The organism is Runella zeae DSM 19591, assembly GCF_000423565.1.
GTDB lineage: Bacteria > Bacteroidota > Bacteroidia > Cytophagales > Spirosomataceae > Runella > Runella zeae.
Genome location: NZ_AUIF01000010.1, coordinates 270,667 through 284,066, shown reverse-complemented (window position 1 = coordinate 284,066; position 13,400 = coordinate 270,667). Strand labels below are relative to the sequence as shown.

Here is a 13,400-nt window from a genome sequence, read left to right as displayed (position 1 = left end):
AATAAAAAGCCCGAATACAGGCTCAGAAACAAGTTTTGAAGGATAGTTTAGGTTGATGTAGCAATTTAATAAAATCTTTTAAAATGTTGTTAACAATCATTAACCAAGCCATTATAAACCTTTCCAGTTTTTAGCGTTCTAAGAGTAAAAATCAGGAAATAAGTTTTAAACCAAAACAAACAAATAGCCATGAAAAATTTAGTTTTTGCCGCAGCCATGATTCTTGTCGCTTTCAGCAGTGCCAATGCCCAATGGGGTAACAACAACCGCGACCGTAGGTATGACGACCGCTATGACAACCGAGGCAATTATGACCCTCGTTATGGTAGAGGAAATTTAGGAGATAGAATTGATGATTTTCAGCGGGAAGCTCGTCGTCGTATTGCAGACGGTATTGCGCAAGGCTCGTTGAGTTCGAGAGAGGCAAAAGGTTTGATGAGAGATGCGGAGCGAATTGAGCGTAAGGAGCAGATTTTTTGGCGCGATCGTGTGCTTGACCCTCGTGAGCGTCGTGAATTGACGGATGACTTGTACGCTTTGAATCGCGAGATTACGAAAGAAAAAAGAGATAGAGAACGTTCAACCTACGACGATTATGGTCGTTATGGACGGAATAGAGGATGGTGATTAGCAACAAAGGGCCGAATTTTTCGGCCCTTTGTGTTTTAATGCTATTGAGTCTCAGTCTTTGGGCTTTCCCCATATGGAGCGAATGGCAGGTAAATATAGGTTCTGAGTCAGGCTGTCTTCGACAATAGGTGAGAGGCAAAATAGTAGGGGCGGGGCTTGCCTCCGCCTTGCCTCCGCCCCTACGGGGATTTTTTTTCGGTCATGCGGGATAATAATCTTTCTAAATTGTCTGAATCTTGTGACCATCTTTCAGGATTGCTGATAATGTAATTTTGAATATTATTATATTCTTGATGATTCCTGATAATCCTCTCCCAATAATTCCTCTGCCAACATTTGGCAATTTCATCTAAATGATTGTTTCTAATCAAATCATAATGCCTTTTGAATACCAATGATTTAAAGGCACATACGATATCTCCTAATGTTGAAGTAGGAGGGGTAGGGCCAATTTGTTCAGGTTTAAATTGGGGTGCTTCAAGTTGGGCAGACTCAAGGGCAGACGCAAGGCCTGCCCCTACTGCAATATGAATAATGCCGTGAAAATGATTAGGCATAACCACATATTCATCTAGGTCTGTGTGCGGAAAGCGGTGAGGGAGCGCTAGCCATTCCTGTTCAACCAATTGCCCCAAATGGCTCAAAATGGTTTTACCTTCTTTAATCTCTCCAAAAATACATTCTCTTTCTCTAGCGCAGATTGTGATAAAATAAGAACCTGATTGACTATAGTCGTAACCTTTCAAGCGAATGGACTGGCGATGATGCAACTTTGGATTGAACTTCATATGTATGTCGTTAATCTCAAAAAGGATTTTTAGAGATTGGACTGAAGTAGCACATAAGTGGTCACATAGTATGAGAATTCTGTAGAAAACAGGCCAATCCTGTATCGTTCGAAAAAGAGAAAATTTGTATCCGTAGGGGTAGGCCTTGCGTCTACCCCTATTGCGCGAATGAGTGCTAGTTGTTGCGTCTACCCCTATTGTGCGAATAAGTGCTAGTTCTTGCGTCTACCCCTATTGCGCGAATGAATCATGGACCCGATATGTATTGTACAAAAAACTTTTGGGTGGGAGATAAAGGTGTCAGAGGTAGAAGATAAATGGGCAGTGGCAAAAGAAAGACAAACGGAGCAGGGACAAAGAGGGCAGGGGGCAAAAGATAAATGGTCAGAGGCCAAAGATAAAAGGGGCAGAGGTAGAAGATAAATGGGCAGTGGCAAAAGATAAAGGGGCAGAGGTAGAAGATAAATGGGAGTGGCAAAAGATAAATGTGTCAGGGTAGAAGATAAAAGGGCAGGGGCCAAAGATAAAATGGGCAGTGGGAAAAGATAAAGGAGGTCAGGGGTAGAAGATAAATGGACAGGGCAGAAAGTAAGGAGGTCAGGGCAAAAGATAAATGTGTCAGGGTAGAAGATAAAAGGGCAGGGGCCAAAGATAAATGGGCAGGGGCCAAAGATAAAATGGGCAGTGGGAAAAGATAAAGGAGGTCAGGGGTAGAAGATAAATGGACAGGGCAGAAAGTAAGGAGGGCAGGGTAGAAGATAAAGGTGTCAGGGTAGAAGATAAAAGGGGCAGAGTTAGAAGATAAATGGGCAGTGGCAAAAGAAAGACAAACGGAGCAGGGACAAAGAGGGCAGTGGCAAAAGATAAAGGGTCAGAGGCAAGATAAAAAGAGGGCAGGGATAAATGGGCAGGGGCAAGCCCTGCCCCTACGATGATAATTCCAATTTTAAAAATTTGCCTGTAAAACTATCTTTTGCTTTGGCAACTTTTTCGGGTGAGCCTTCCGCTACGATACGCCCACCGGCATTGCCTCCTTCTGGCCCTAAATCTATTACATAATCTGATACTTTGATAACATCAAGATTGTGTTCGATGATTAAAACCGTATTGCCTTTATCGGCGAGCTTGTTGAGCACATCAAGCAAATGCTGAATATCCTGAAAATGAAGTCCAGTCGTGGGTTCATCTAAAATGTAAAGTGTTTGACCTGTATCTTTTTTTGAAAGTTCTTCGGCGAGTTTTACACGTTGGGCTTCTCCTCCCGAAAGCGTAGTGGCATGTTGACCCAAAGTAATATAGCCCAGACCTACGTCATTGAGAGTAGATACCTTTCGGTATATTTTGGGGATACTTTCAAAAAACTCCAGCGCTTGCTCTACCGTCATATCCAGTACATCGGCGATAGACTTGCCTTTGTAGCGAACTTCAAGGGTTTCGCGGTTGAAGCGTTTGCCTTTACAAGTATCACAGTCTACATACACATCAGGCAAAAACTCCATTTCTATTTTTTTCATTCCTGCTCCTTCGCAATCTTCACAACGCCCCCCTTTGACATTGAATGAGAACCGTCCAGGCTTATAACCCCTAATTTTAGCTTCGGGCAGTTCAGCAAAAAGGGTACGGATTTCTGAAAAAAGATTGGTATAAGTAGCGGGATTGGAACGCGGAGTACGACCAATAGGCGACTGGTCTACTTCGATTACTTTGTCAATATGTTCTAGTCCTTCTACACTTTTATAAGGAAGAGGTTCGCGTTTGGAGTTATAAAAATGGCGATTCAGAATCGGAAACAACGTTTCGTGAATCAAGGAAGATTTTCCACTGCCACTTACACCCGTAACGCACACCATTTTGCCTAAGGGCAGGTTTAACGTTACATTTTTGAGATTGTGCCCCGTCGTTCCTTTCAAGATGATACTCTTTCCGTTTCCTTCGCGGCGTTTTTTAGGAACTTCAATGGCCTTTCGTCCACTTAAAAAATCTGCAGTAAGTGAGCCATTTTTTAAGAATTCATCAGGAGTGCCTTTGCCTACTACCTGTCCACCATGCCGGCCTGCACCGGGGCCGATGTCGAGAATATAGTCAGATTCAAGCATCATATCTTTGTCATGCTCCACTACCAAAACGGTATTTCCTAAATCCCGTAGTTTTTTCAGGGAATCAATCAGACGCACATTATCGCGTTGGTGTAGTCCAATGCTTGGTTCATCCATGATATAAAGCACACCCGTGAGCTGTGTGCCGATTTGTGTAGCCAAACGAATGCGCTGAGCTTCACCCCCAGAGAGGGTTTTCAAAGGGCGATTTAGGGTCAAATAATCCAGCCCAACATCGAGCAAAAAACCAACCCGCTTTCGGATTTCCTTCAGTACTTCTTTTCCAATCAATTGCTGGCGTGGTGTGGCACGATCTTCTAGGCCGTTGAGCCAATTGGACAACTCTCTGATGTCCATTTCGGCCAACTCGGCGATGTTTCGACCGTCTATTTTAAACCAAAGTGCTTCTTTTTTGAGCCTTGCTCCTTGACAATCGGGGCAAGTATTGATGGTCATAAAGTCTTTGAGCCAATCCTGAATTTTTTCCGAACCATTTTCTTGTTGACGTCTCAAAAACGTAATGATTCCTTCGTACTTAGTATTCCACTCGGTACCTTCATATTTTTTGGAGGGGACGGGTACAGGCTCGTCGGTACCATTAAGCATGATGTCGATGGCCTCGGCTGGAAATTTCTCAATAGGCGTGCTGAGGGTGACCTTGAAAGGTTTAAGGATAATTTCAAGTTGTTTGAAAATCCATAAGTCGCGGTATTCGCCAATAGGAGCAATGGCTCCTCGGCTCAGACTCAGGCTTTTATCAGGAATGACACTTTCTTCAGTAATTTCTTCTACTACGCCTAAACCCTGACAAGTAGGACACCAGCCATAAGGTGAGTTGAAAGAAAAACTATTGGGTGCAGGGTCGTCATAGCTGATACCCGATTCGGGATCCATTAAGTTTTGAGAAAAATAATGTACCTCGTTTTTGGAGTCGAGCATCATCATCACCCCTTTTCCTTGTTTAAGAGTAGTTCCCACTGATTGACTCAGGCGAAAGCGGTCGTCTTTTTTAGGAATAAGGCGGTCTATTACAATCTCAATATCGTGGATTTTATAGCGGTCAAGTTGCATTTTGGGCGTTATGTCTTGAACTTCGCCGTCAACCCGCACTTTAGTATAACCTAATTTTGAAATTTGGACGAACAAATCACGATAGTGCCCTTTCCGACCTTTTACAACAGGGGCAAGGAGGGTTGCTTTTTGATTTTCAAATTGAGCTAAAATTTGGTCGATGATTTGGTCTTGCGATTGTTTGACCATCGGGCGGCCCGTAGCATAGCTAAAAGCATCGCCTGCCCTAGCATACAGCAGACGTAAAAAATCATAAATCTCAGTGACCGTGCCGACGGTAGAGCGCGGATTGCGAGAGGTAGTTTTTTGTTCAATACTAATTACAGGACTCAAGCCCTCGATTTTATCAACATCAGGACGCTCCATGTCTCCCAAAAAACCACGTGCATAAGCCGAAAAGCTTTCCATGTATCGGCGTTGGCCCTCGGCATAAATAGTATCAAAAGCGAGCGAAGATTTGCCACTGCCGCTGATACCAGTCACTACTACGAGCTTATTGCGTGGAATAGTGACGTCAATATTTTTAAGGTTGTGTTCACGGGCTCCCATGACTTCTATTTGGTCGTGGCCCGTGAGTTCGATGTCTGTTAGAATAGGTTTGTGATTGTCCATGAATTGGTAACGCAAAAGGGGAGCGTAAAGTTACCAATTCTATTGAGAACACCCCCGCCAAAGTTTTGTTAAACCTTGACGGGGGTTGTTTATTATTTTACTTCTTTCATCAGTTCCTCTACTGCGCGTTCGAGTTGTTGGTCTTTGCCTTTAATCACCACTTCATAGTCATTCCATACTTTGATGTTAGGCTCTGTTTGGGCATTTTCAAGATAGGTACCTGCCATGGTTTTTACGCCTACCGGAGGCACTCCCCAACGAATACTAGGGTCTTGGAGCATTTCCCAACCCGCAAAAGTACAAGTGCCTGGTACAGGCTGCCCCACGAGCTTGTTGAGACTGACGGCCTGCGTCATGTGTGCATAGCAGTGGCCATCAGAGTAATTGGCCTCATTGGCGAGCGAGATACTTGGTCTGCTCCAGCGGTAGCTAGGCTCAGAGTAAATGACTCGTTTGTCGGTGGCATTATACATGTAAGTTTTACCCGAAAAGAAGGTTGCTAGGTCGGATACCAAATCGCCTCCGCTATTGAAGCGCGTATCTACTACGATTCCTTTTTTGGTGGCAAATTTTCCCATCACTTCGTCGTAAGTTACTCGGAAAGGCCCATCAGCCATACCCGGAATATGAATATAACCCAAGGCTCCCTTGCTGAGTTTTTCTACTTCGTCTTGATTGCGACGAACCCAACGCTTGTAAAGTAATTGATTTTCTTCGCCGATACTGATGGGTTTAAGCACTACTTCGCGCCGAGTAGTACCTTCCAAAAGTGAAAGAAGTACATTTTTGCCTGCTTTACGATTGAGATATTGAGCCAAATCACGGTCGTTAGAGATAGTTTCGCCGTCGATAGCTTCGATGATAGTACCTTGCTTGAGATTCAAGCCTGCTTTGTCGGCGGGACCGTCTTTGATTACTTCTTCTATCCTAATGCCGGGGCCTGCAAAATTCCAGTCAAAAAATATTCCGAGCGAGGCCGTGGCATCGCCATTGGTAGAAGGTGGATTGTATGCCGCGCCACTATGCGATACATTGAGTTCGCCGAGTAGCTCACTTAGCATCTCCGCAAACTCATAGTTGTTGCTGATATGAGGCAACTGTTGTAGATAATCAGGTTTATAACTATCCCAATTTACCCCGTGGAAGGTGGCGGTATAAAATGTTTTTTTTGTGCGACGCCATACGTGTTCAAACATAAAGGCACGTTCGGCGGCGATGTCGAGATTCATGTCGCCACTTGTGCTAATGCTTTCTTGTTTTCCGGTTGCAGCGTCTATTTTATAAATTTTACCATCGGCATTCAAAAAGATATTTTTTTGCTCTTTGTCCCATACCATACTACCGCCGCCATTGGCATTGAGTGCGGTGAGTTGTTTGGTTTCTTTAGTGCGTAGATTGGTACTCCAGAGGTTGTAGCCTTTTTCAAAGCGCGTCAAATAATACAGCATATCACCGTCTTTGTTGATAAGAGCATCCGAAAGGTTGGAAGAGTGAATGGTCAATTTGGCCTTGCGCAATTCTAGCCCCTCCATTTCAATCACCACAGTGGTATCTTTTTTATTGTCTTTTTTCTTGGTAGTATCGGCTTTGGTGGCTTTTTCGTCAAGCTCTTTTGCTAAGGCAGCTTCATCTTTAGTGAGTTTGAATTTGTCGTAAGCCGCTTGCGTCAAAAACAAAGCATATACATCAGATTGGGTGTTGCCGCTTTGAGACAAGCTTTTGAGCCCTTCACGATTGCTAAACCACAGCATAGCCTTACCATTCAGTACCCATTTGGCGCGGTTGTCTTCAAAACCACTTTGAGTGAGGTTCGTGATTTTGCCTTTGCCATCGGTTGAAATAAGCCCGATTTCTCCTTCCCTCACATTGGGAAGATTATAATCCAACAAAAACCATTTGCCGTCGGGACTCCATTGGAAGTATTGGTCGTTGTCGCCCCAAGAAAACAATTCTTGGTCGGTTAGGATCGTCCGCGTTTGTTTAGTAGAAAGGTTAAGGATTTTGAGAGTAGCGCGGTTTTCGATAAAGGCGATTTCTTTGCCGTCGGGAGCGTAGGAAGGCTGATAACTTTCGTTGTCATTGACAATCAGCGGCGTTTCTTTCAAAACCGTAGAAGCATAAAAATAGGGCTCTTCTTTTCGACTGATGCGTGTCTCAAAAATTTTCCAACTATTGCCCCGCTCAGACGAATACAACAGGGCTTTGCCATCAGGCGAAAAGCTTACGCTACGCTCTTGCTCGGGAGTATTGGTGATACGTTTGGTGAGATTTCCCTCTACCGAGCTTACAAATACTTCTCCTCTAAAAATATAAGCGATTTCTTTGCCATTGGGGGATACAGCCATATCGCGTACGCTACCACTGACATTCACAACGCGCTCGTTGTTGACACGCGTATCAGCAGCGATGTTAATAGTGACTTTTTGGGGCTGAGCACCTGGTTTTAAAGTATAAATTTCGCCATCGAAGCTAAAACAAAGCGTACCATCAGTAGCCATGCTCAAAAACCGAACGGGATGTTTTTTGAAAGAAGTAAGAACTTGGGGCTGATTGGGCGAAGCTAAAGAAAGCTTGTGGACGTTGAAAGAGCCGTTGCTTTCGCTCAGATAATAAATGCTTTTATCTTCTTCGGCAAAAATAGGATTCCGGTCTTCGCCTGCAAAAGTAGTCAGTTTGGTGTGTTTTTGGGTTTTGGTATCATATGTCCAAATATCTCTTGCAATAGAGGAGGTATGATGTTTACGCCAAGGGTTTTCGCCACCTTTTTTGTCGTGATAGACCAGTTTACTGCCGTCTTTGCTGAATTTTACATCTTCGGCTGGTGTACTCAATACTTGCTGCACACGACCACCTTTGAGCGCAACGCTATAAAGCTCAGGTTGTGAACCAGTAGGATATTGGCGATTAGTAGCTAAATCCATCCGTAGGCCTCCAAAAACAACGCGCTGATTGTCAGGCGAAAAGTCGTAAGGGTACTCATTGGTCGAGTGGAAAGTGAGGCGTTTGGCTTCTCCCCCTTCAGCAGGAATCGTAAAGACATCAAAATTTCCAAAACGGTCGGATGCGAAAGCGATAGTTTTGCTATCACGAGACCATACGGGCATGAAATCGTGCGCTTCATGAAAAGTCAGCGGAATGGCACTGCCTCCCACAGCAGGGACTTTCCAAAGGTCTCCTTTGTAAGTAAATACGATGGTTTTACCATCAGGCGAGATACTCGGATACCGAAGCCATTTGGGAGACGACTGCGCAAAAGAAGTAATCGCAAAAAGGGTAGCAATGAAGATTTTAAGAGTAATTTTCACAATGATGATTGGGATTTAGCATGAATAAATGAAGTGAGAAACTCTCCCAAAGTTATCTAAAAACAATAGAAACCTACAAGCACCGTCTTTTAGAGTTGGAAAAGAAATGTTAGCTTGCTACTACTATAAAGCCTTCTAGGGTTAGCGCAAGAAGGTTTTCAGGCTGGTATATATGAAACAAAACAGGGTAACAAATTACCCTATCAATTTTTATAATGGATGTTTCACAGAAAAGGGGAAAAATAATATACTTATGCACAATTTATCCACAATGAGAGTCTTCGTTGGTGTATTTCTAGTAATGGCAGTTACTTTAACTGGTAAAGCTCAAAAAATTCCGGTCAATTATGACGAAACAAAAATGCCGCCTTATACCTTGCCCGACCCTTTGGTGGTAAAGGGAAAGCGCATTTCGACCAAAACAGCTTGGGAAAAGCAAGGACGCCCGGCAGTTTTGAAAGTGTTTGCAGAAGAGGTATATGGCATCAATCCTTTCCCGGCTTCCGTACAAATAGCCACTGAGGTAAAAACTATCAACGAAAATGCCCTTGGGGGAAAAGCCATTTCCAAACAAATTACGCTACGTTTTCCCGAAATTTCTCCCAATTTGGCCCTTCATGTATTGCTGTATTTACCCAAAAATGCGCAGAAAGTGCCGGCTTTTGTTAGTCTCAATTTTACCGGTAATCATACCACTACCAAAGAACAAGACATCTTTGTGACCGAAAATTGGGTAAATGCTGGCTTTGATAAATCTTACGTAAATAACCGCGCTACCGAAGCCTCGCGGGGGATAGCTGAGCGCCGATGGCCTATGGAAGCAATAATAGCCAGAGGCTATGCCGTGGCTACAGCTTACTATGGTGACCTCGAACCAGACCATGCCGAAGGTTGGAAAACAGGCCTGCGCTCGGTGCTTACGCCACAGCAGCGCGACAAATGGGGTGCATTGGGAGTATGGGCATGGAGTATGAGCCGTATGATAGACTATTTGATTCAAAACGAGACCCAAATTGATAAAAATAAAATCATTGGCGTAGGGCATTCGCGGATTGGAAAGGCTACCCTGTGGGCAGGTGCCGAAGACCCGCGTTTTGCCATTGTAGTTTCCAACGACTCCGGGGAAGGCGGAGCGGCTTTGGCGCGGCGATGGATTGGCGAAACCGTGGAGCATCTTAATACTCAATTTCCTCACTGGTTTTGTGCCAACTACAAAAAGTATAATAAAGCCGTAAACAACCTACCTATTGACCAACACGCTTTATTGGGATTGATGGCTCCGCGACCGCTCTACGTAGCAAGCGCTACCGAAGATACTTGGGCCGACCCCAAAGGTGAGTTTATGAGTGCATTGGAAGCCCAAAATGTGTATAGTTTGTACAAAAAAACGGGTTTAGGCACTGAAAAAATGCCTCTTCCCAATACCTCAATAGGACAAACTATAGGATACCATATAAGAGAAGGAAAGCATGATATTCTGATTTATGATTGGGAACAATACATGAACTTTGCCGATAAGCACTTTAAAATCAAATAAACCCACTATTTTTGCAAAGTAAATCACTAAAAAAGCTCCGTCTGTCGTGAACGATTCTGAAAAAAGTCCTATTCAGGCATGGGTACTATTGCTTCTAGTAGCACTTACTTGGGGGACGTCGTTCATTTTAATAAAGAAAAGCTTAAATACATTTAGTGTCATAGAAGTAGCAGCAGGGCGGTTATTTTTAGCTTCCTTGTTTTTTTTGCCTTTTATGTATCGTTCTTGGCAAAAAATACCCTCCGCCAAATATCGTTATTTATTGATTTCGGCAGTGACAGGCTATATACTTCCTGCGTTTTTGTTAGCCAAAGCAGGCACCAAACTCAATAGTTCTTTGGCGGGGATGCTCAATTCCCTTAGTCCGTTATTTACTCTTGTGATAGGTATTGTCTTTTTTGCGCAGCCTCGGCACATATTAAAAATCGCGGGCGTATTATTGGGGTTATTGGGTTCTTCTTTTTTGATTTTTAGCAAAAGTACAGGCGCGCTTAATATCGCCAATCCATACGCGTTTTTGGTGCTAATGGCTACCCTTGTCTATGGAATCAACGTCAACACGATTGCTCGGCATTTGAGCAAGCTACCCTCGTTGGCAATGACCGCCGTTACATTTATGTTTATTGGCCCTATTGCACTTACGACACTTTTGACCACCGATTTTTTTTCAAAAATTGTGGATTCTAGCCATGCCCAATCAAGTTTTTGCCTGATAAGCCTAGGAATGCTAAGTTCGGGGGTAGCAGCGGTACTTTTCAATCGTATCGTTCAGATTGCCTCGGGTTTGTTTGCTATCTCAGTGACTTATTTGATTCCCATTGTAGCAATAGGCTGGGGGCTTGCAGACGGAGAGCGCATCAGTTTTCAGCAATATTTAGGAATGGGAATTATCTTAACGGGGATTTATTTGGTCAATCGCCGTGAAGCTTCTCGCTCAAATGTAGCCCGCAATTAGTACTTTTTTCATTTTATCAACAAAGTATCATGCTCAAGGTAATCATCAACGAACAACAAACATTTGAGGTGCAAACCCAGCCAAAGCAAACCCTACTCAATGGGGAGTCTTTTGAGTGGGATTTGGTAGCTCTCAACAATGGTCATTTTCATATTATACAAAACAATCGCTCCTATAATGTAGAAGTGCTGGAAGCTGACTATACAGAGAAGAGCTTTAAGGTGAAGATCAACCAAAATATATATAACCTAGCGGCCAAAGACCGTTTTGACTTGCTGTTGGAACAGATGGGGATGTCGAGTACTGCCAAAAATAAAGTGAATAACATCAAAGCTCCAATGCCTGGTCTGATTTGGGATATCAAAGTCCAAGTAGGAGATACCGTGAAGGCCGGAGATGTGGTACTAGTGTTGGTGGCCATGAAAATGGAAAATGCCCTCAAATCCCAAGGAGAAGGGACCGTAAAAAATATTAAAGTAGCCAAAGGAGATAGCGTTGAGAAAAATCAAATTTTAATAGAATTTGAATAAAGGTAGTTATGCTTTTGGAAGATTTCATCAAACGCCACTCACTCATAAAATTGTAACTAATAAATACATTATGTCACAACCTAAATATAAACGTATCCTGCTCAAACTTAGTGGCGAAGCCCTAAGCGGCTCTGATAAGAAACAAGTGATTGATTTTGACATTCTTGAGCAATTTGCTAAGGAAGTAAAAAGTGTCGTAGATGCGGGAGTACAAGTGGCTATCGTAATTGGCGGAGGCAATATTTTCCGTGGGGCTTCGGTCGAAAAATCAGGAATCGACCGCGTCCAAGGGGATTATATGGGAATGCTTGCAACAGTCATCAATAGCATGGCGATTCAGAGTTCTCTCGAAAAACAAGGAATGTATACACGCTTGCTATCGGCTATAAAAATGGAGCAGGTGGCAGAGCCGATGATTCGGCGCCGGGCCGTACGGCATCTCGAAAAAGGCCGTGTTGTGATTTTTGGAGCAGGTACAGGAAACCCCTATTTTACTACCGACTCGGCGGGTGCGCTACGCGCTATCGAAATCAACGCTGATGCGGTCTTGAAAGGTACACGCGTAGATGGCGTATACACAGCCGACCCCGAAAAAGACCCAACCGCTACGCGTTATGAGAAATTGTCTTTTGATGAAGCACTTGCAAAAAATCTCAAAATCATGGATTTGACAGCTTTTGCGCTTTGCAAAGAAAATAGCTTGCCTATCGTGGTATTTGATATGAACAAAGAGGGCAATTTGCTTAAACTAATCATGGGAGAGTCGGTAGGTACTTTAGTGACCAATTTATAAATTTTGAAAAATTTGTTTTTTGACAACACAGGCGGATAAAACAAGGGTTATCCGACGAGATCTACGAATAACAATTAACACATTAACAATGGAAGAAATTGAGTTTTATCTAGAAGATGCTAAAGAAACAATGGAGCGTGCCATGAAGCACCTTTCTATTGAACTTTCGAAAATTCGTGCGGGAAAAGCTTCTCCGCAAATGTTAGATGGAATCCAAGTAGAATATTATGGCGTGATGTCGCCATTAAATAATGTGGCTTCGATTACGACTCCCGATGCTCGTACGATTGCTATCAAGCCTTTTGAAAAAAAGATGATAGGCGAGATCGAAAAGGCGATTCGTAATAGCAATGTAGGTCTTTCACCTAACAACGACGGAGAGAATATCCGCCTCAACATTCCAATGCTTACCGAAGAGCGTCGTCGTGATTTATTGAAAAGAGTAAAACAAGAGATAGAAACGGCAAAGGTCAACATTCGCAATATTCGCCAAAATACCAACGGAGATATTCGTAAATTGACCAAAGAAGGTGCTTCAGAAGATGATGTAAAAAAAGGCGAGGAGCGGGTACAAAAACTTACCGATAGCTTTATTGCCAAAGTAGACCAAGTATATCTTGTGAAAGAACAAGACATCATGTCTGTTTAATAAACCTTAAAAAGTATTGAGTATTAAATGCGATTCGCTAATACTCAATACTTTTAATATTGGCTTAGTCAAGCTCATTGTAGGCCAAAATACCGCCAATGACGTTACGAACATTCGTAAAACCTTGACTTTCCATGTATTTCTGAGCCGTTTCACTGCGTTTTCCTGAGCGGCAATGAACTAGTATTTCTTCATTTTTTAGATGCTCGATTTCGTTGAGGCGATGAGGCAAATCCCCCAAAGGAATCAAATAGCCGCCGATATTGTCGGCTTCGTATTCGTAGTCTTCGCGTACATCAATAAGATTGATAGGATCACCACTTTCGATACGCTGTTTTAATTCTTCTACTGTAATATCCATTGTTTCGAGTTTAATTAAAATGAGATAATTTAGAACGTCAAAGGTGTAAAATTACCGCAAGCTTACTACTTAT

General features: G+C 43.1%; 11 protein-coding genes. 7 read left to right on the top strand and 4 right to left on the bottom strand.

Features of this window, described 5'->3' with window-relative positions; translation table 11 throughout:
* The first annotated feature begins 189 nt into the window (after positions 1 to 189).
* The gene (locus G563_RS0103355; RefSeq protein WP_028664056.1) at positions 190 to 627 is read left to right on the top strand and encodes a hypothetical protein; all 438 of its coding nucleotides are present in this window, start codon (positions 190 to 192) and stop codon (positions 625 to 627) included.
* Positions 628 to 809: 182 nt separating this feature from the next.
* On the opposite strand, the gene G563_RS33625 is transcribed toward G563_RS0103355, so the two are convergent.
* On the bottom strand, positions 810 to 1,418 hold the full coding sequence (locus tag G563_RS33625; RefSeq protein WP_037325830.1) for a transposase: 609 nt from the start codon (positions 1,416 to 1,418) through the stop codon (positions 810 to 812).
* Positions 1,419 to 1,667: 249 nt separating this feature from the next.
* Here G563_RS33625 and G563_RS37875 point away from each other — a divergent pair, with 249 nt between their 5' ends.
* Positions 1,668 to 1,841 carry a hypothetical protein gene (locus tag G563_RS37875; protein WP_157585036.1) on the top strand — a complete coding sequence of 58 codons (174 nt, stop codon included), beginning with the start codon at positions 1,668 to 1,670 and terminating at the stop codon, positions 1,839 to 1,841.
* A gap of 503 nt (positions 1,842 to 2,344) precedes the next feature.
* On the opposite strand, the gene uvrA is transcribed toward G563_RS37875, so the two are convergent.
* Both uvrA and G563_RS0103335 read right to left on the bottom strand, forming a co-directional pair.
* Positions 2,345 to 5,197: an excinuclease ABC subunit UvrA gene (gene uvrA / locus G563_RS0103340; protein WP_028664055.1), complete on the bottom strand. Its 2,853-nt coding sequence runs from the start codon at positions 5,195 to 5,197 to the stop codon at positions 2,345 to 2,347.
* A 92-nt stretch (positions 5,198 to 5,289) separates the two neighbouring features.
* Positions 5,290 to 8,502: a S41 family peptidase gene (locus G563_RS0103335; RefSeq protein WP_374754479.1), complete on the bottom strand. Its 3,213-nt coding sequence runs from the start codon at positions 8,500 to 8,502 to the stop codon at positions 5,290 to 5,292.
* A gap of 301 nt (positions 8,503 to 8,803) precedes the next feature.
* Here G563_RS0103335 and G563_RS0103330 point away from each other — a divergent pair, with 301 nt between their 5' ends.
* The 5 genes from G563_RS0103330 (at position 8,804) to frr (ending at position 12,966) form a co-directional block, all read left to right on the top strand.
* Positions 8,804 to 10,039 carry a glucuronyl esterase domain-containing protein gene (locus G563_RS0103330; protein WP_229598432.1) on the top strand — a complete coding sequence of 412 codons (1,236 nt, stop codon included), beginning with the start codon at positions 8,804 to 8,806 and terminating at the stop codon, positions 10,037 to 10,039.
* Between the two features lie 46 nt (positions 10,040 to 10,085).
* A complete protein-coding gene (locus tag G563_RS0103325; RefSeq protein WP_229598431.1) occupies positions 10,086 to 10,994 on the top strand; it encodes a DMT family transporter in 909 nt (302 codons plus the stop codon).
* 29 nt (positions 10,995 to 11,023) lie between these two features.
* Entirely contained in the window at positions 11,024 to 11,524 is a 501-nt protein-coding gene (locus G563_RS0103320; RefSeq protein ID WP_028664051.1) for an acyl-CoA carboxylase biotin carboxyl carrier protein subunit, read from the top strand.
* A gap of 70 nt (positions 11,525 to 11,594) precedes the next feature.
* Positions 11,595 to 12,317: a UMP kinase gene (gene pyrH / locus G563_RS0103315; RefSeq protein ID WP_028664050.1), complete on the top strand. Its 723-nt coding sequence runs from the start codon at positions 11,595 to 11,597 to the stop codon at positions 12,315 to 12,317.
* Between the two features lie 88 nt (positions 12,318 to 12,405).
* On the top strand, positions 12,406 to 12,966 hold the full coding sequence (gene frr / locus G563_RS0103310) for a ribosome recycling factor (protein WP_028664049.1): 561 nt from the start codon (positions 12,406 to 12,408) through the stop codon (positions 12,964 to 12,966).
* A gap of 64 nt (positions 12,967 to 13,030) precedes the next feature.
* Here frr and G563_RS0103305 read toward each other — a convergent pair whose 3' ends face one another.
* On the bottom strand, positions 13,031 to 13,327 hold the full coding sequence (locus G563_RS0103305; protein ID WP_028664048.1) for a rhodanese-like domain-containing protein: 297 nt from the start codon (positions 13,325 to 13,327) through the stop codon (positions 13,031 to 13,033).
* Positions 13,328 to 13,400: the final 73 nt, after the last annotated feature.

Bases quoted from the DNA above. Each gene is read 5' to 3' on its own strand.
- G563_RS0103355 (WP_028664056.1), top strand. From the start codon at position 190: ATGAAAAATTTAGTTTTTGCCGCAGCCATGATTCTTGTCGCTTTCAGC.
- G563_RS33625 (WP_037325830.1), bottom strand. From the start codon at position 1,418: ATGAAGTTCAATCCAAAGTTGCATCATCGCCAGTCCATTCGCTTGAAA.
- G563_RS37875 (WP_157585036.1), top strand. From the start codon at position 1,668: ATGGACCCGATATGTATTGTACAAAAAACTTTTGGGTGGGAGATAAAG.
- uvrA (WP_028664055.1), bottom strand. From the start codon at position 5,197: ATGGACAATCACAAACCTATTCTAACAGACATCGAACTCACGGGCCAC.
- G563_RS0103330 (WP_229598432.1), top strand. From the start codon at position 8,804: ATGGCAGTTACTTTAACTGGTAAAGCTCAAAAAATTCCGGTCAATTAT.
- G563_RS0103320 (WP_028664051.1), top strand. From the start codon at position 11,024: ATGCTCAAGGTAATCATCAACGAACAACAAACATTTGAGGTGCAAACC.
- pyrH (WP_028664050.1), top strand. From the start codon at position 11,595: ATGTCACAACCTAAATATAAACGTATCCTGCTCAAACTTAGTGGCGAA.
- frr (WP_028664049.1), top strand. From the start codon at position 12,406: ATGGAAGAAATTGAGTTTTATCTAGAAGATGCTAAAGAAACAATGGAG.
- G563_RS0103305 (WP_028664048.1), bottom strand. From the start codon at position 13,327: ATGGATATTACAGTAGAAGAATTAAAACAGCGTATCGAAAGTGGTGAT.